A 17,923-nucleotide genomic window follows, 5' to 3' on the forward strand; every position below is an offset into this window, starting at 1 on the left:
GTAGAAAGCCCTGTACTGACGTACAGGGCTTTTTGCTATATGGAATTTATAGAATAAAGGGGTGAATATTCTCCTCAACTGGTCAATGGCACTTTCTTAACCAGGAGACTACATCACCTAATCAAAACGCTATTTTGCTTAAAATAACAGACAAAATTAAGTTAAAAGGCCATCTCAATAAGGGACTTTGTGAATTTTAGAGCTCGGGCGCTCTAAAGTTCAGCAACGTATTTGACCCCGTCGTTGTGATGTTTAATGTTATTTAAAGCATCAGGTAATGCAGCAAAGGCAACTGTTTTAATTGTTGGCATGAGTAATTTGCCTCGTGAGATCTGTTCGAGCATTTGCCCAGCCGCTGCGATCAATTGTTGCCATTGGGTGGGTGAACCATGCATATGTATGGCTGCAAGCGCGATCTCATGCAATGAAATACTGGTACTGAATGGATCCACAGGCGACTTTTCAACCCGATCCTGTACCGAGACAAGGTGTCCATAATACCCAAGTAAGTGGCCAAGGGACTCGGCGCTTTGTTGATTTACCATGTCAAAAGCCGCATGCAACGAATGGCCTTTAAGCGCGGATTGCAATTGTTCTTGCCAATCTGACTGGTGGTAGTCAAACGTTCCCAGTGCTCCCTTCTGATTTAAAAGTGAGTGATGATGCTCGCTGGCTGTAGTGTAGACGCGAGCATTCGTCTGCGAGAGCAACTGGGTCAGTATTCCACCGACAATGCCTCCCGCACCATTAATGAGAACAGAACTACCGGCCAATTCCGGGACACGCTTCATCGCCTGCCATGCAGTCATTGCTGGACAGGGAAAAGCGGCCGCTACACTATCCGTTAAGGCTTCTGGAATAGGCATTAGCGCGTGAGCCGCCACTACGGTATGACGCGCAAAGCTCCCCGCAAAACGTAAATCCGCATGGTAAGCCACTCGTGTTCCGATTCGCAGATGTTGCACTGCTGAGCCGAGAGCAATAATTTCTCCCATGCCATCCACGCCGGGAATATGGCCGTTTTGCCATGTCGCAGGAGGACTCTCCAACATCTTCCAGTCAACGGGATTCAAACCCACGGCTTTATTTTTAATTAATACATGGTCGGCCTTGAGAGCGGATAGTGTGGTTTTTTTAAATTCCAGCGCCCCCGGTTCTGAACGTTCTTGCCATATCCAGGCTTCGGTCGTGAACATTTTTGCCTCCTTGTCTTAAGTTACGACTTAACAGCATTCACTACTCTGGGTTGATGAGCAATGTATTGGCGGATATTACAGAATTGTCTGGCGTACAAAAAACGAAGAAATCATTGGAAAAGCCAGAGCCCGTGCAAGCTCTGGCTGTATTGGATGCTCAATGATCTGAACTTTGGGATATGCCGATCCCAGTCTGAGAGCGAACAAATTGTGGATAGAAGCGTTCTCTTTCCCGCTCACCCTCGCGCGAGTGATCGGTAATTGAGAACAGCCAGATGCCCACAAATGCCACAATCATTGAAAACAACGCTGGATATTCATAAGGATAGATAGGTTCAGCATGTCCCAATATTTTTACCCAAATCGTCGGGCCAAGAACCATCAAGATAATCGCCGTCAATAAACCTAACCAGCCGCCAATCATAGCGCCTCGGGTAGTCAGTTTCTTCCAGTACATTGATAACAGGATGATGGGGAAATTACAGCTTGCGGCAATAGAGAAAGCCAGACCGACCATGAAAGCGATATTTTGTTTCTCGAACAATATCCCGAGTAGAATCGCAACAATGCCCAGAAGCATGACCGTGATTTTTGACACCCGCAGCTCATCTCTTTCCGTTGCTTTACCATCTTTAATAACACATGCATACAGGTCATGTGATACCGCAGATGCACCCGCTAGAGTAAGCCCAGCCACCACTGCCAGAATTGTTGCGAAGGCGACGGCGGAGATAAAGCCAAGGAAGAAGCTGCCACCCACGGCATCAGCAAGATGGACTGCAGACATATTAGTCCCACCAAGCAGTGCGCCTGTTGCATCCTTAAACGCTGGGTTGGCGCTGACCAATACGATGGCGCCGAAGCCGATGATAAAGGTCAGAATATAGAAGTAGCCGATGAAGCCAGTAGCATAGAAGACACTTTTACGTGCTTCTTTGGCATCACTTACGGTAAAGAATCGCATCAGGATATGAGGTAGACCCGCTGTCCCAAACATCAGGGCTAATCCAAGAGAGAGGGCGGATATTGGATCAGAGACCAGTCCGCCAGGGCTCATGATGGCGATACCTTTCGGATGAACCGCGACCGCCTGTTGGAAAAGGGTATTGAAGTTGAAGTTGACTGACTTCATTACCATCACGGCCATAAAGGTTGCACCTGCGAGCAGCAAAACTGCCTTAATAATTTGCACCCAGGTCGTTGCTAACATGCCTCCAAATAGGACGTAGAGCACCATCAGAATACCGACCAGGATCACCGCGACGTGATAATTCAGACCGAAAAGCAGCTGAATCAATTTCCCCGCTCCAACCATCTGTGCAATCAGATACAACGCTACCACGACCAGCGAACCACAGGCAGACAACGTTCTGATCGGCTTTTGTTTCAAGCGGTATGAGGCGACATCAGCAAAGGTATATTTCCCCAAATTGCGCAGCCTTTCAGCGATCAAAAACAGAATAATAGGCCATCCAATCAAAAAACCAATTGAGTAAATCAAACCATCGTAACCTGAGGTATAAACCAGCGCCGATATGCCCAGAAAGGATGCCGCAGACATAAAGTCCCCAGCAATTGCCATGCCGTTTTGCAAACCAGTGATGCGGCCACCCGCCGTATAATAATCCTGACGAGTACGGGTGCGTTTTGAAGCCCAGTATGTGATGTATAAGGTCGCACCAACGAATAAAACGAACATCACAATCGCTTCAATATTCAGCGGCTGCTTTGTCACTTCACCTGCTATACTTTCTGCCGCCATTGTGTTTAGTGGAAGAGCCAATAAACTCGTGAGCGCCATTATCCCTAAGCGACGGGGAGTCATAGGTTCACCTCACGGATGATATCGGCAGTTAGTCGGTCAAACTCACCATTGGCACGAAAGACGTAAATACCCGTCAGTACAAAAGAAATAACAATCAGCCCAACGCCGATCGGAATGCCACGAGTAATGGTTGCGCCTTCGTATAAGGGTGTACCAAGCCATTGAGGTTCAAAAGCAATCAGGAGAATAAAAGCAACATACATAACCAGAGTGATGCCGGAAAGTAGCCACGCGAAGCGGCTGCGTTTTTCGACGAGTTCTCTGAAACGCGGGTTATTTACAACTCTTTGATAAATTAGATCATTCATCTCAGTGGCTCCTGGAGGCATTGATAGAGTTCACCGCACCAGGGCGGTGAAAATTAGGACGGCACTTTCATTGATTGTTTTTCTTCCAACAGCTTTTCGACGACGCTAGGATCGGCGAGTGTCGAGGTGTCTCCCATATTACTGGTATCGCCGGTGGCAATTTTGCGCAGTATGCGGCGCATAATTTTCCCCGAGCGGGTTTTCGGTAGTGAATCTGTCCAGTGAAGAATGTCTGGTGTGGCAATCGCCCCGATTTCTTTGCGTACCCAATTACGCACTTCGGAATAGAGCTCTGCTGAGGGTTCTTCACCATGATTCAGGGTGATATAGGCATAGATTGCCTGACCTTTAATGCTATGCGGGATCCCAACCACGGCCGCTTCAGCAATTTTTGGGTGTGAGACTAATGCAGATTCGATCTCGGCTGTGCCCAGACGGTGGCCTGAAATATTTAATACGTCATCCACACGACCCGTTATCCAGTAATAGCCATCTTCGTCCCGGCGAGCGCCGTCTCCGCTGAAGTACATATTTTTGAAGGTGGAAAAGTAAGTTTGTTCGAAGCGGTCATGATCACCAAACAGGGTACGGGCCTGACCCGGCCATGAGTCAGTGATGACAAGGTTACCTTCGCATGCGCCTTCCTGCGGAATGCCCTCGTTATCCACTAAGGCCGGTTGCACACCGAAGAATGGACGAGTTGCTGAACCGGCTTTCAGTTCGGTAGCTCCCGGTAGCGGCGTTATCATGAATCCGCCCGTCTCGGTCTGCCACCAGGTATCGACAATCGGGCATTTACTGTTGCCTATTTTTTTGTAATACCACTCCCAGGCTTCCGGGTTAATGGGTTCACCCACGGAACCCATAATACGTAGCGTTTCGCGGCTTGTTCCTTCAATAGCTTTATCACCTTCTGCCATCAGTGCGCGGATCGCCGTAGGCGCGGTATATAAAATATTCACTTTATGCTTATCGATAACCTGCGCCATGCGGTTCGGTGCAGGATAATTCGGCACACCTTCAAACATCAGTGAAATTGCACCGCAAGCGAGCGGCCCATAAAGTAGATAGCTGTGACCTGTTACCCAGCCCACATCGGCGGTACACCAGTAGATATCGCCTTCGTGGTAATCAAAGGTGTACTTGAAGGTCAATGCGGCATAAACCAAGTAACCGCCAGTCGTGTGCAACACCCCTTTAGGTTTACCGGTTGAACCGGACGTATAAAGAATGAATAACGGATCTTCAGCATTCATCTCTTCGGCCGGACAATCGGCTGAAGCGTCTTTTATTGCGTCATGCCACCAAATATCCCGGCCTTCATGCCATTCCCCTTGTTTGCCTGTACGTTTAAATACGACGACGTTGGTCACGCTGGTGACCGCAGGATTTTTCAGCGCATCATCGACGTTCTGTTTGAGCGGGATAGTGCGTCCGGCCCGTAAGCCTTCATCCGCGGTGATCACCAGTTTCGAGTTGGAGTCAACAACGCGTCCTGCTACCGCTTCAGGTGAGAACCCTGCAAAGATCACTGAATGAACGGCACCGATGCGTGCGCATGCAAGCATGGCGACAGCGGCTTCAGGGACCATCGGCATATAAATAGCCACGACATCGCCTTTTTTAATGCCAAGCCCTTTCAGAACGTTGGAGAATTTGCAGACATCGTGATGCAGTTGTTTATAGCTAACCTTTTTACTCTCTGCTTTCGGGTCATCGCCTTCCCATATCAGCGCGGTGCGGTCACCGTTTTTTTCAAGGTGGCGATCCAGGCAGTTTGCCGCCAGATTCAACGTCCCATCTTCAAACCAGCGAATATCAATGTTTCCCGGCGCGAACGAGGTGTTCTTCACTTTTGTATAAGGTTTAATCCAGTCGAGTATTTTTCCTTGCTCAGCCCAAAATTGGTTCGGATGCTCTACCGACTCTTGATAATACTGCTGATATTTCTCAGGTGTGATCAGGGTATGTTCTGCAATAGAAGCAGGAATAGAATGCTTATACACATGGCTCATGGTTTTTCTCCTTTAATTTGTTGATCATATGTCAATCAAAGGTTAAGTGTGGTTTACCGGAGGGCTTTGTTTGGTTTTTGGAGGCCAGATCACGCAACCAGCGTAAACTCAACAAGATGTCATTATTTACCGTGAGTGTGGGCGTGTTTACATTGCCGGGCGTCCGTTACTATTAACCAACCGTATCAACATCTCACAACGACATCGATTTCAGCAATATCAAGAGCGCCGCGTAACTTACAAGTAACAAAAATGTAGCATTGAGGACTGTGATACGACAGAGAAGGTATGTCATTCAGCGATAATTCATATTCCTGAAAAATGCTGAGTAATTAATCCATACTATCGTGCGTCATTAAGGGGGCAGCAATTTCCCCTCGTTGTTAGAACTGGCGTGTCGTGCGTTTTTCTCGATTACCTATAGTCGATGTGTTTCCTAAGGTTGGCATCAGTACCACACTTCTGGCCTCTTTCCCGTCACCACAGAATGCCCAGAGTCACAATTTTGGAAAAATTAAAAAAGGTCCTTCTCAATATCAGTTTTTGTCTAAAGTTATTCTTAAGTAAAATAGAGTGATTGCCACACAACCTTATCCCATGCGGCCTGGAGGGTTTTTGTGGAAAATTCTTATAAATCAAAATGATGATCTGAATTTGTTGAATTCATCATATGTAGTATTTTGTTACATCATTTTATTTCCCATCATCTGGCTAATGTTTTTAAACTCCCATCAATAGGTGCTTATCCGAAATTCTATATTTCGGATCTATACCTAAAAATACTGTGTCATGTTTGCTAGTGAATGGAATGCGCTCGCTTTTGACCCCAGTTTTGATTTGCGCCGGATGGCGCGAGCAGGGATGCTATTTTGGCAGGGTAAGCCTTTCTTATTAATTTCTCACTGGCATTGACCATTTCTATTACTTCATAGAACAGGGATAGCCATGTCTAACTCCTACCAGTCCGAGATCCCCAAGGCTCGCGTCAATATAAAACTCGATCTGCACACCGGCGGCGCCCAGAAGAACGTCGAGTTACCCCTCAAGCTTATGGTAGTGGGGGATTACAGCAACGGTGCCGAGCAACGTCCGGTCTCTGAGCGTGAGAAGGTCAACGTCAACAAAAACAACTTCGACAGTGTGCTGTCCGAATTCTCTCCTTCCGTCAATCTTTCCGTTGAAAACACCCTGGCCGGTGATGGCAGCGAAGAAAACGTCAACCTCTCCTTTGCTCAGATGAAAGACTTTGAGCCAGAGCAGGTGGCCCGCCAGATACCTCAATTGAAAGCCATGCTGGCTATGCGCAATCTGTTGCGCGACCTCAAAGCCAACCTATTGGACAACGCGACCTTCCGTAAAGAGCTGGAAAAAATCCTGCTTGACCCAACGCTCAGCGCTGAACTGCGCAGTGAGCTGTCTGCCCTGGCTCCTAAATAAACCTGATGGTCTTGATGTTTAACGGATTAACGAAGAGAAAATGCTGATGTCTGTGAAAAATGAAAATGCCGCTGGTGGTGAAAGCATCGTGCTGGAGCGTCCGGAAGCGGGCAGCGTGTACGCCTCCCTGTTTGAAAAAATCAACCTGAACCCGGTATCAACGCTGAGTGCACTGGATATCTGGCAGGATAATCAGGCGATGTCGGATGCCACTGCTGATGAGCGTCTGACCGCCGGCATGCAGGTGTTTTTGGAGTGCCTGAGTAAAGCGGGTTCAAAAGTTGAAAAATTGGACAAGTCGCTGATTGACCACCATATTGCGGAGCTGGATTACCAGATTAGCCGTCAGTTGGATGCGGTGATGCACCATGAGGTCTTCCAGGCCGTAGAATCTCTGTGGCGCGGGGTGAAGTCGCTGGTCGATAAAACTGATTTCCGTCAAAACATCAAAATCGAGTTGCTCGACCTGTCGAAAGGCGATTTGCGTCAGGATTTCGAAGACGCGCCGGAGATTATTCAAAGCGGATTATACCAGCATACGTACACGGCTGAGTATGACAGCCCTGGCGGAGAGCCGATTGCCGCACTGATTTCTGCCTACGAGTTTGATGCGTCTGCTCAGGACGTGGCGCTGCTGCGCAATATCTCCAAAGTGTCCGCCGCCGCCCATATGCCGTTCATCGGTTCTGCGGGTCCGAAATTTTTCCTCAAGGATAAAATGGAAGAGGTCGCGGCTATCAAGGACATTGGTAACTACTTCGACCGCGCCGAATACATCAAATGGAAGAGCTTCCGCGAAACAGATGATTCCCGCTATATCGGTCTGGTGATGCCGCGCGTGCTGGGCCGCCTGCCGTATGGCCCAGATACCGTGCCGGTGCGCAGCTTCAACTATGTCGAAGAAGTGAAAGGCCCTGACCACGATAAATACCTGTGGACCAACGCCTCCTTTGCCTTCGCGGCCAATATGGTGAAAAGCTTTATCAATAACGGCTGGTGTGTGCAAATCCGTGGCCCGCAAGCTGGCGGCGCAGTGACCGATCTGCCGATCCATCTCTACGACCTCGGCACCGGCAATCAGGTGAAAATCCCGTCTGAGGTGATGATCCCGGAAACCCGTGAGTTTGAATTTGCTAACCTTGGTTTTATTCCGCTGTCGTACTACAAAAACCGCGACTACGCCTGTTTCTTCTCGGCGAACTCCACGCAGAAACCCGCGCTTTACGACACCGCTGATGCTACGGCTAACAGCCGCATCAACTCCCGTCTGCCGTACATCTTCCTGCTGCCACGCATCGCACATTACCTGAAGCTGATTCAGCGTGAAAACATCGGCACGACTAAAGATCGCCGTTTGCTGGAGCTGGAGCTCAATACGTGGGTACGTGGGCTGGTTACCGAAATGACCGACCCGGGTGATTCACTTCAGGCATCTCATCCGCTGCGTGATGCCAAAGTGGTGGTGGAAGATATCGAGGACAACCCGGGCTTCTTCCGCGTGCGGCTGTTTGCGGTACCGCACTTCCAGGTTGAAGGGATGGACGTCAACCTGTCACTGGTTTCCCAGATGCCGAAAGCGAAAGCTTAAAGCCGGGAGGCGCAATGAAGATTGAACGTCCCCTATGGACACGCGGAATTCTGGTTTCACCGCAGCAGTTTCAACAACAGGCCTCTCTGGAGGCCTGGACAAACGAATGCATCGCGCAAATGGGCGTCCTCCATCCGTGGGGGGTGCTTCATGCTACGTTCGAGCGGGATGCGCTGGCGCAAGGGCGTCTGAAAGCAGAGCGTCTGAATGTCCGTTTTCAGGATGGTGTTTTGATCGATACCGATTGTGCAGATTTACTCCCACCTACGCTGACGCTTGCCGCCAGCCTTCCCGCTGACGCAACTGAAACCACGGTGATGCTGGCAATGCCGCAGCTCTATGCCAACGGCGGTAACTGTCTGCAACCTGATGAGCGCGCCGAACGTCCGGTGCGCTATCGTCAGGCGTGGCGGGATGTACAAAACCATTACGGTGATGACAAGAAACCGGTCGCTGTCATGACGCATGAGCTGACGCTGCGTCTGGATTCACAGGAAAACGGCGATTATCTGGTCTGCCCGGTCGCCCGTTTGCAGAGAGATGCGCAGGGGCGCTGGGTGCTGGATGCTCACTTCATTCCTCCGCTGATGAGCCTGCAAGCCAGCCACTGGTGCGGTGAGCAACTGGAAATCCTGATGGTGCAACTGCGGGCGCGATTACAGCGCCTGATGGGAATGCGCCGCGAAAGCAATGCCCGCATGGCCGACTTTGCCGTCGCCGACGTGTCACTGTTCTGGCTACTGAACGCCCTTAACGGTGCTGAGCCCGTACTGGGGAATTTCCAGCGCTATCCTCAGGTGCATCCGGAACGTCTTTATCAGGAACTGGCACGTCTGGCCGGCAACCTGCTGACGTTTTCCCTCGAGCACGACGTCACGGCCATTCCTGCCTATCAGCATGATCACCTGACGGCCGTTTTTCCGCCGCTGTTTGCGCTGCTGAATATCCTGCTGGAAGCCAGTCTGCCTTCCCGCGTTGTCGCGATTGAGCTGGTGCATGACGCTCGTATCAACCAATGGCGCGGTAACCTGCACGATCCGCGTCTGCGCGAAGGGGTGGATTTCTATCTGTCCGTCCGCTCGCCCCTCTCGTCTGCGCAGTTGCAAACGCAGTTCCCGCAGCTGTGTAAAGTTGGTGCGCCGGATGACGTGGGTAACGTGGTGAACGTGGCGCTGAGCGGGATCCCGCTGACGCCTCTGAGCCATGTGCCTGCGGCTATCCCGTTACGACTGGAAAACCAGTATTTCTCTCTCGACCTCAACCATCCTGCCGCGAAGCCGATGATGGAAGCGGGTGCCTGCGTGTTCTATGTTCCAGGCACGCTGGGTGATATTCAGCTTGAACTGTTTGCGGTGCTGCGCGCATGAGTCAATTCATGGAAGAAAAAACGCAGCCCGTGGATATTGATACCCTGCTTCAGGGCACCTGGTTACAGGTGATCAGCCTGCGTCAGGGCGTGAGTTGTCAGGAGGGCGAAGGCCGTACATTCTGGAAAAAATGCATGGCCGATGTCGAACGCGTCCGCCAGTACCTGAAAGACGCCGGCGTCAGCGAGCAGAGCATTCAGCATATCCTCTATGCCCAGTGCGCGTTGCTGGATGAATCCGTCAAAGGGCGCGGCGTGCAGGATGATGCGTATTTTGTCTGGTGTAATTCTCCGTTGCAGGCGCATTTCTTCAATACGCTGGACGCCGGTAACCAGCTCTATGAACATATGCGTACCGTCTTGCGTGAACCTGCGCCCGACATTACCGTGCTGACCTGTTTCCATCGGGTTCTTATGCTGGGTTTCCAGGGTGGCTACAGTTCCCCGGATGTTGCCGAGCGCGAGCAGTTGGTGGATCAACTTTCTGCGCGGGTACCCGCATTGGCCTTTTCGCCAACCTGTCCGGCACTTGCCGTGGCGGCTTCTCATAGTCGCATGAGTGTTTGGCTTCGTTACTGGCCGGTGCGCCTCGGTCTTGCTGCCTGCATCGTCGGTCTCCTCTGGTGGGGACTTGATTACTGGCTTTCAGGGCTATTGCCGACCTTGTTACCGGGGTCAGTGTAATGAGTCCACTCAGGCGACGGGTTTTATGGCTGTGGGCCGGATCACTGGCAGGCATGTTGTGTCTGGTATTTCTGCCTTTATCTCCCGCAGGGTGCTGGCTGGCGTTTCTGCTGGTCGTCATTATTTGCGTTATCGGCCTGTGGCACGCAGGTCGTCAGCCAGACGCTGAGCTGACAGACACTTTATCAGCCGATCTGCCCGCAGAAAATTATCGTCTGCCGGTGGTTCTGGTCTGTGGTGATGACTTGGCGTCTCTCTTCGGTGACAGCGCTGTGCATCAGACCGCACAGGGCTGCTGGGTGCGCGTCGATGACAGCGGTTCGCTTCGCCAGCTGGCGCGGCAGATCCTGTTGCAACGTCCTGAATGGATCAATCAGCTGGCGGTCATGCAGGTGGTTAATCCACAGCAGCACGACGATCAACGCGCATTAACGTCCAGCCTGCATGAACTGCGCTGGCAGATGGTTCAGGTTCGCCGTGATACCCGCCGCGCCATTCCTTTGCTGCTGAGCAGCACCGTAGCCACCAGTCTAACGCAAAGCCCCGTCTGGCTTTCACAGCAAAAATCTCAGTTGGTCACGCTGTGGGCAACCGTTAACATGCCCGAAACGCTGGCGAACTGGCAGCGTCAGGAGGGGCATTCTGAGCAAGCTCAATGCCTTAAACAGACGGCGTTGTTCAATGAGCACAGTGACTGGCTGAAAGCGCAGGTGATGCCGGTATTGCAGGAAAGCAATGAAGATGTGGCATCCGTCTCCGTACAGCAGGTGATCCTGCATCAGGTGACCGGGATAAACCACGTTGAGCCAGGTTCACTCTGGCAGCACTGGCTGGCTGACCGGACTGCGCTGACTCAGGTGGCAGGTCGGCATCCGCAAGCCGATGCCGACACCGGTCATCTGCTCTTCCCGAAATTCATTTTCCCAGAATTACCTTCTGGCAGCGGTGTGACATCCCGCCGCCGGATGCTGCGCCATGCGGTCACGTTGCTGACTCTGGCGGCTGTCATCGCACTGTATTGCAGCGCCTGGCACAACCGGCAACTGCTTCATCGCGTCGCTTTCGACATCCGCCATTACGACAGTATCGGGATGAAGGATTACGCCCGGAAAGCCAAGGCCGTGGAGATATTGCGTCAGGATGCCGCACAGCTTGATGACGGGTTCCGCAATGGCGAACCGCTACGTCTTGGACTGGGACTGTATCAGGGCGAACTGCTGAGATTACCGCTGATGGCGGCGATCAAAACCTATGTTCCATCCCCGCCGCCTCCCCCGCCTGTGGAGAAAAAAACGCCGAAAACCGTGCGCCTCGATGCCCTGTCGCTGTTTGACACCGGCAAGTACCAGCTCAAACCCAACAGCACCAAGCTGCTGGTCAATGCGCTGATCGACATCAAGGCCAAACCGGGCTGGCTGATCGTGGTCGCGGGCCATACCGATATTACCGGCGATGCGCGGGCAAACCAGATTTTATCCCAGAAACGGGCCGAAGCGCTGCGCGACTGGATGCTGTCCACCAGCGACGTATCACCGACCTGCTTTGCGGTTCAGGGTTATGGTGCGACACGCCCGATCGCGACCAACGACACGGTGGAAGGTCGTGAGGCGAATCGTCGTGTTGAAATCAGTCTGGTGCCGCAGGTTGATGCCTGTAAAGCACCAGCATCTCAAGACTCATCAAATGATTGATGAGTCGTTAATCTAAAAATGGAGATTTACCCATGGCAATTCCTGTTTACCTGTGGCTGAAAGACGATGGTGGTGCGGACATTAAAGGTTCCGTTGACGTAAAAGATCGCGAAGGCAGCATCGAAGTCGTTTCACAGGACCACAACCTGTACATCCCTACCGATAACAACACCGGCAAATTAACGGGCACCCGTATCCATACCCCGTTCCTGTTCACCAAGGAAATCGACTCCTCCAGCCCGTACCTGTACAAGGCGGTGACCACCGGTCAGACCCTGAAATCGGCCGAGTTCAAATGGTACAAAATCAACGATGCGGGCCAGGAAGTGGAGTATTTCAATACCAAGCTTGAGAACGTCAAACTGGTGAAGGTCGCGCCAAAAATGCACGACATCAAAGATCCGGCTAAGGAAAAGCACAACCACCTCGAAGCCATCGAACTGCGTTACGAAAAAATCACCTGGACCTACAAAGACGGCAACATCATTCATTCCGATTCATGGAATGAGCGCACCACCGCTTAGTTACCCGTCATTCTTCGCGCCGCTGGTGCGTTGGCTGCGTTCGCTCGCCCCGGTCACATAGTTCTATGCACCCGGAGACTTGCGAACTTGCCGCCTTCCCGCGACACGAATTATTTAGGGTAACCCCCCAAGCAGGCGGTTCGCCGTCTGCTGTTTTTGTTGTTTCCAAAACTGCTTGTTGAGAGTCAGCGGCAGTTTCGCAAACACCAAACAATTCAGACATCGACCTTATGGGCCTGGGTTCCTGCAAAGGAAGGCTATGGGCGGTAGCGTACCCAAACAAAAGGAATCTCAGTATGGAACATCAATCAGCCACCCTCCTTCGTCGCCTCAATCCTTACTGCGCGAAAGCGCTGGAAGCCGCCGCCACCCTGTGTCAGACGCGGGCCCACGCCTACATTACGGTTGAGCACTGGCTGCTCAAGTTGCTGGAGCTGGGCGAGGGCGACATCACCGTGCTGGCCCGCCGTTACGAGTGGGACATGGACGCTCTGTGGCAAAACCTGTTGTCGCACCTCGACAGCCTGCCGCGCTCCGTCCATACCCGCCCGCAGCTGGCCGACGACCTGCAAACGCTGATGAAATCCGCGTGGCTGGCCGCCTCGTTGCAAGATGACAACCAGACCATTCGCAGCGTCAATCTGCTGGAAGCGCTGCTGGCACAGCCGCGCCTGCTGCGCTGCGAAGGCCTGTGGCCGCTGTTCAGCCTGAGTGAAGAACACATCCGCCACCTCAAACCGGTGCTGGACGCGATATCAGAGGAGCGGCCTGAGCTGCATCAGCAGGCCAGCCTGAGCATGCCGGTCTCCTCGCTCGCTGAACCTTCTAAAACGCAAGCCGATAACCTCTCAGGACAGTCATTGAGCGAAGCCCTGCAGGCCGCGCTGGATAAATTCACTCTCGACGTCACGACCAAAGCCAAAGCCGGACAGATCGACCCAATCTTCGGGCGCGACACCGAGATCCGCCAGATGATCGACATCCTCTCCCGCCGCCGTAAAAACAACCCAATTTTAGTCGGTGAGCCGGGCGTGGGGAAAACTGCGCTGGTGGAAGGGCTCGCATTACGCATCGCCGAAGGCAATGTACCTGACAGCCTGAAAGTCGTCAGCCTGCGCACGCTGGATCTCGGTCTGTTACAGGCCGGTGCCGGCGTGAAGGGTGAGTTCGAACAGCGCCTGAAAAACGTCATCGACGCCGTGCAGCAGTCGCCGACGCCGGTGCTGCTTTTTATCGACGAAGCCCACACCATTATCGGCGCGGGCAATCAGGTCGGGGGCGCGGACGCCGCCAACCTGCTCAAACCCGCCCTCGCGCGCGGTGAACTGCGCACCATCGCGGCGACCACCTGGTCCGAGTACAAACAGTATTTTGAGCGGGACGCCGCCCTCGAACGACGTTTCCAGATGGTCAAAGTTGACGAACCGGACGACGCCAAAGCCAGCCTGATGCTGCGCGGCCTCAAAGGCCGCTACGCCCAACATCACGGCGTACATATTCTCGATACCGCGATCACCGCCGCCGTGACCCTCTCACGCCGCTTCCTCACCGGTCGCCAGCTGCCGGACAAAGCCGTCGATCTGCTTGACACTGCCGGTGCCCGCGTGCGCATGAGCATCGATACCCTGCCAGAACCGCTGATGGAGATTAATGCCGAACTGGCCGCGCTGACGATGGAGCAACAGGCCATCGAACAGGATCTCCTGCTGCTGCCGAACGTCGGCATCGACCGGCTGCAGCAGATCGAAAAACGCCGCGTAGAGCTGGCCGTCGATCAGCAAAAACTCGAACAGCAGTACGAGGCAGAAAAACGTCTGACCGCGCAGATCGTCGACGCCCGTCAGGAGGCAGCCGACGCGTCGCGTCTGGCTGCGTTGCAGCAAGAACTGAGCACCGTGCAGCGCAGCGCGCCGCTGCTGTCGTTGGACGTCGATGCGCGCACCGTCGCCACCGTGATCGCCGACTGGACCGGCGTGCCGCTCTCCAGCCTGCTCAAAGACGAACAGACCGATTTACTCCAGTTAGAACACCACCTCGCCACCCGCGTGGTGGGGCAAGACGCGGCGTTAGTGGATATGGCGCAGCGCTTGCGCGCCGCCAAAACCGGTCTGACCTCCGGGAATGGCCCGCTGGGCGTGTTTCTGCTGGTCGGTCCGAGCGGCGTCGGCAAAACCGAGACCGCACTGTCGCTGGCCGACGCCCTGTTCGGCGGCGAGAAATCGCTGATCACCATCAACATGTCCGAGTATCAGGAAGCGCATACCGTTTCCCAGCTCAAGGGTTCACCTCCGGGCTACGTTGGTTACGGGCAGGGCGGCATTCTGACCGAAGCGGTTCGCAAGCGTCCGTACAGCGTGGTTCTGCTGGATGAAGTGGAGAAAGCGCACCGTGACGTCATCAACCTGTTCTATCAGGTTTTTGACCGCGGCATGATGCGCGACGGCGAAGGCCGCGAAATCGATTTTCGCAACACCGTGATTCTGATGACCGCCAATCTGGGCAGCGATCACCTGATGCAGCTGCTGGACGAACAGCCAGAAGCCACCAACGGTGACTTACAGGAGCTGCTGCGCCCAATACTGCGCGACCACTTCCAGCCCGCGCTGCTGGCCCGCTTTCAGACGCTGATCTATCGCCCGCTCCATGCCACCGCCCTGCGCACCATCGTCGAAATGAAGCTGGCACAAGTGGCTAAACGTCTGAACAAACATTACGGCCTGAGCTGCAATATCGAAGAGAGCCTTTACGACACGCTGGTCGCCGCCTGCCTGCTGCCGGACACCGGCGCGCGCAACATCGACAGCCTGCTCAACCAGCAAATTCTGCCGGTGCTGAGCCAGCAACTCCTGAGCCGTATGTCGGAGAAACAGCACACCACGTCACTGACGTTAGGCTGGGATGAAGAGCAGGGGATTACGCTGGAGTTTGAAGGGGAAGAACAATGAGTATTGCCTCAGTATTTTTCGACCACAGCCACCACACGCTCGCCGTACGCGGCAACAGCGCACCGCTGGATGTTCTGAGTCTTGAGGGTCAGGAGTGGCTGAGTTTACCGTTTAAGTACGACATTCAGTTCACCAGCACCGACAAAAACATCGACCCGACCACCATGCTGATGCAGGACGCCTCGCTGACGCTTCAGGCACCCGTAGCCGAAGCCTTTGGTGTGTCCGTTCAGCAGCCGCTGCGCGTCATTCAGGGCGTCGTCACGGGCTTCAAACATCTCTCCACCTCAAAAGATGAGAGCCGCTACGAACTGTGTCTGCAACCGCGCCTCGCGCTGCTTTCACGCAGCCATCAGAATCGTATTTATCAGGACATGTCCGTGCCGGACATCGTGGATAAAATTCTGCGCGACCGCCACGACATGCGCGGACAGGATTTTGTTTTCACGCTCGCCAAAGAGTATCCGCGCCGCGAACAGGTGGTGCAATACGGGGAAGATGACCTGCGCTTTATTTCACGCCTGCTGGCCGAAGTCGGTATCTGGTTCCGCTTCACCGCTGACCCGAAACTCAACATCGACGTTGTTGAGTTTTACGACGACCAGCAGTTCTATCAGCAGGGATTGACGTTGCAGGCCGTGCCGCCCTCTGGCATGCACGACAGCGGCGTCGAGTCCGCTTGGGCGCTGTCCAGCATCCATCAGGTGGTGCAAAAATCCGTCAGCACCGGTGACTATAACTACCGTACCGCGACGTCAGACCTGTCCGGCAGTGTCGATATCACCCGCGGCGATGCCACCACCTACGGCGAAGCCTATCACTACGCCGATAACTACCTGACCGCCGGAGTCGAAGGCCGCGAGCCACAAACCGAGAGCGGCGCGTTCTACGCCCGCCTGCGCCACGAGCAGTATCTGAATAGTCAGGCGCGCTTTAATGGTATCGCCAACGCTGCCACCCTGGTGCCGGGCATGGAGCTGAAAGTGACCGGCAGCGATGCCCCTCCGGCATTCGCGAAAGGTGTGATTATTGTTCACACCCATTGCTTGGCGCGCCGCGACAAAAGCTTTGAGGTGGCGTTCGACGCCATCCCGTATTCCGAGGATTACTGCTTCCGCCCTGTTCCTGCCAGTAAACCCGTCATGGCCGGCACGCTGCCCGCCCGCGTCACCAGCACCACCACCAATGATACCTACGGTCATATCGATAAAGACGGACGTTACCGCGTCAACATGCTGTTCGACCGCGACGCGTGGGAGCAGGGCTACGAAAGCCTGTGGGTACGACAGGCGCGCCCGTACGCCGGTGACACCTACGGCATGCATATGCCGCTGCTGTCCGGAACCGAAGTGGCGATTGCGTTTGAGAACGGCAACCCGGACCGCCCGTACATCGCCCACGTCCTGCACGATTCGGCGCACGGCGACCACGTTACCATCAAGAACTATAAGCGCAACGTCCTGCGCACGCCGTCGAACAACAAACTGCGCCTCGAAGACGAGCGCGGTAAAGAGCACATCAAGCTCAGCACCGAATACGGCGGAAAAAGCCAGCTGAACCTGGGGCATCTGGTGGATGCGGCGAAACAGCAGCGCGGTGAAGGTTTTGAGCTGCGCACCGACAGTTTTGGTGCCATCCGCGCCGAAAAAGGGATTTTCATCAGTGCTGACGGTCAGGCGAAGGCACAGGGGAAAGTGCTGGAGATGCAACCCGCTATCAGCGTGTTGAAAAACGCCCATGAGCAGATGCGGTCTATTTCCGAAAATGCCCAGACGGCGATGGCCAATCCATCAGATCTGCAGGCTCAAATCAGTCTGTTGCAGCAAAACCTCACAGAACTTAAACATGCAGTCCTGTTACTGAGTGCGCCAAAGGGGATCGCGCTGAGCAGCGGTGAGCATCTGCAAATGAGTGCCAGCGACAACCTGATTGGCATGGCCGGTAATAATGCGGATGTCAGTGTCGCGAAGAATTTCTTTATTGGTGTGGGGAATACCCTAAGTATCTTCGTCAGAAAGCTGGGGATGAAACTCATCGCCAATCAGGGCCCCATAACCGTGCAGGCGCAAAACGATCTGATGGAGCTGCTGGCCCGTAAGGCCATCACCATCACCAGCACCGAAGATGAAATCAAAATCACGGCGAAGAAGAAGATCACACTTAACGCCGGCGGCAGTTATATCCGAATCGATGAAAACGGTATTGAGTCGGGCACTGCTGGGGAATATCTGACGAAAGCCGGGCATTATGGGCGGTTAGATAAGGCCAAGCTCCCAACTGACTTTCCAGCCTTAGCCGCTAAAGCTGAAGACCCTATTAAACGTTGGCTATTCTCTTAACCGGA

12 protein-coding genes are annotated in these 17,923 nt (G+C 53.6%); 8 read left to right on the top strand and 4 right to left on the bottom strand.

What is annotated here, in order from left to right:
• Nucleotides 1-212: 212 nt before the first annotated feature.
• The 4 genes from IEV89_RS20715 to acs all read right to left on the bottom strand — a co-directional run bounded on the left by IEV89_RS20715 (nt 213) and on the right by acs (nt 5,344).
• The gene (locus IEV89_RS20715) at nt 213-1,196 is read right to left on the bottom strand and encodes a zinc-binding dehydrogenase (protein WP_188475411.1); all 984 of its coding nucleotides are present in this window, start codon (nt 1,194-1,196) and stop codon (nt 213-215) included.
• A gap of 157 nt (nt 1,197-1,353) precedes the next feature.
• Nucleotides 1,354-2,997, bottom strand: a complete 1,644-nt coding sequence (gene actP, locus IEV89_RS20720) for a cation/acetate symporter ActP (RefSeq protein WP_188475443.1) — start codon at nt 2,995-2,997, stop codon at nt 1,354-1,356.
• Between the two features lie 20 nt (nt 2,998-3,017).
• Nucleotides 3,018-3,329 carry a DUF485 domain-containing protein gene (locus tag IEV89_RS20725; protein ID WP_188475412.1) on the bottom strand — a complete coding sequence of 104 codons (312 nt, stop codon included), beginning with the start codon at nt 3,327-3,329 and terminating at the stop codon, nt 3,018-3,020.
• A gap of 53 nt (nt 3,330-3,382) precedes the next feature.
• Entirely contained in the window at nt 3,383-5,344 is a 1,962-nt protein-coding gene (gene acs / locus IEV89_RS20730; RefSeq protein WP_188475413.1) for an acetate--CoA ligase, read from the bottom strand.
• Nucleotides 5,345-6,289: 945 nt separating this feature from the next.
• On the opposite strand from acs, the gene tssB reads away from it, so the two are divergent.
• From tssB to IEV89_RS20770, 8 genes are all read left to right on the top strand, one after another.
• Nucleotides 6,290-6,781 carry a type VI secretion system contractile sheath small subunit gene (gene tssB, locus IEV89_RS20735; protein WP_188475414.1) on the top strand — a complete coding sequence of 164 codons (492 nt, stop codon included), beginning with the start codon at nt 6,290-6,292 and terminating at the stop codon, nt 6,779-6,781.
• Nucleotides 6,782-6,821: 40 nt separating this feature from the next.
• Nucleotides 6,822-8,369 (top strand): type VI secretion system contractile sheath large subunit, encoded by a 1,548-nt coding sequence (gene tssC / locus IEV89_RS20740; protein ID WP_188475415.1) that lies wholly within the window; start codon nt 6,822-6,824, stop codon nt 8,367-8,369.
• Between the two features lie 14 nt (nt 8,370-8,383).
• Entirely contained in the window at nt 8,384-9,736 is a 1,353-nt protein-coding gene (tssK, locus tag IEV89_RS20745; protein WP_188475416.1) for a type VI secretion system baseplate subunit TssK, read from the top strand.
• Nucleotides 9,733-10,419: a type VI secretion system protein TssL, short form gene (gene tssL, locus IEV89_RS20750; RefSeq protein ID WP_373283433.1), complete on the top strand. Its 687-nt coding sequence runs from the start codon at nt 9,733-9,735 to the stop codon at nt 10,417-10,419. The genes tssK and tssL overlap by 4 nt, the downstream gene beginning before the upstream one ends.
• The gene (locus IEV89_RS20755; RefSeq protein ID WP_188475418.1) at nt 10,419-12,110 is read left to right on the top strand and encodes an OmpA family protein; all 1,692 of its coding nucleotides are present in this window, start codon (nt 10,419-10,421) and stop codon (nt 12,108-12,110) included. The genes tssL and IEV89_RS20755 overlap by 1 nt, the downstream gene beginning before the upstream one ends.
• Nucleotides 12,111-12,142: 32 nt before the next feature.
• On the top strand, nt 12,143-12,634 hold the full coding sequence (locus IEV89_RS20760; RefSeq protein ID WP_188475419.1) for an Hcp family type VI secretion system effector: 492 nt from the start codon (nt 12,143-12,145) through the stop codon (nt 12,632-12,634).
• A gap of 296 nt (nt 12,635-12,930) precedes the next feature.
• Nucleotides 12,931-15,579: a type VI secretion system ATPase TssH gene (gene tssH / locus IEV89_RS20765; protein ID WP_188475420.1), complete on the top strand. Its 2,649-nt coding sequence runs from the start codon at nt 12,931-12,933 to the stop codon at nt 15,577-15,579.
• Complete coding sequence (locus IEV89_RS20770) at nt 15,576-17,918, top strand: type VI secretion system Vgr family protein (protein ID WP_188475421.1); 2,343 nt, start codon at nt 15,576-15,578, stop codon at nt 17,916-17,918. The genes tssH and IEV89_RS20770 overlap by 4 nt, the downstream gene beginning before the upstream one ends.
• Nucleotides 17,919-17,923 lie beyond the last annotated feature (5 nt).

Source organism: Hafnia psychrotolerans (genome assembly GCF_014639435.1).
Taxonomy (GTDB): domain Bacteria; phylum Pseudomonadota; class Gammaproteobacteria; order Enterobacterales; family Enterobacteriaceae; genus Ewingella; species Ewingella psychrotolerans.

What these genes read in the sequence shown, in the direction of transcription:
- IEV89_RS20715 (WP_188475411.1), bottom strand. Translation starts at nt 1,196, where the DNA reads ATGTTCACGACCGAAGCCTGGATATGGCAAGAACGTTCAGAACCGGGG.
- tssH (WP_188475420.1), top strand. Translation starts at nt 12,931, where the DNA reads ATGGAACATCAATCAGCCACCCTCCTTCGTCGCCTCAATCCTTACTGC.
- tssB (WP_188475414.1), top strand. Translation starts at nt 6,290, where the DNA reads ATGTCTAACTCCTACCAGTCCGAGATCCCCAAGGCTCGCGTCAATATA.
- acs (WP_188475413.1), bottom strand. Translation starts at nt 5,344, where the DNA reads ATGAGCCATGTGTATAAGCATTCTATTCCTGCTTCTATTGCAGAACAT.
- tssL (WP_373283433.1), top strand. Translation starts at nt 9,733, where the DNA reads ATGAGTCAATTCATGGAAGAAAAAACGCAGCCCGTGGATATTGATACC.
- IEV89_RS20760 (WP_188475419.1), top strand. Translation starts at nt 12,143, where the DNA reads ATGGCAATTCCTGTTTACCTGTGGCTGAAAGACGATGGTGGTGCGGAC.
- IEV89_RS20770 (WP_188475421.1), top strand. Translation starts at nt 15,576, where the DNA reads ATGAGTATTGCCTCAGTATTTTTCGACCACAGCCACCACACGCTCGCC.
- tssC (WP_188475415.1), top strand. Translation starts at nt 6,822, where the DNA reads ATGCTGATGTCTGTGAAAAATGAAAATGCCGCTGGTGGTGAAAGCATC.
- actP (WP_188475443.1), bottom strand. Translation starts at nt 2,997, where the DNA reads ATGGCGCTCACGAGTTTATTGGCTCTTCCACTAAACACAATGGCGGCA.
- tssK (WP_188475416.1), top strand. Translation starts at nt 8,384, where the DNA reads ATGAAGATTGAACGTCCCCTATGGACACGCGGAATTCTGGTTTCACCG.
- IEV89_RS20755 (WP_188475418.1), top strand. Translation starts at nt 10,419, where the DNA reads ATGAGTCCACTCAGGCGACGGGTTTTATGGCTGTGGGCCGGATCACTG.
- IEV89_RS20725 (WP_188475412.1), bottom strand. Translation starts at nt 3,329, where the DNA reads ATGAATGATCTAATTTATCAAAGAGTTGTAAATAACCCGCGTTTCAGA.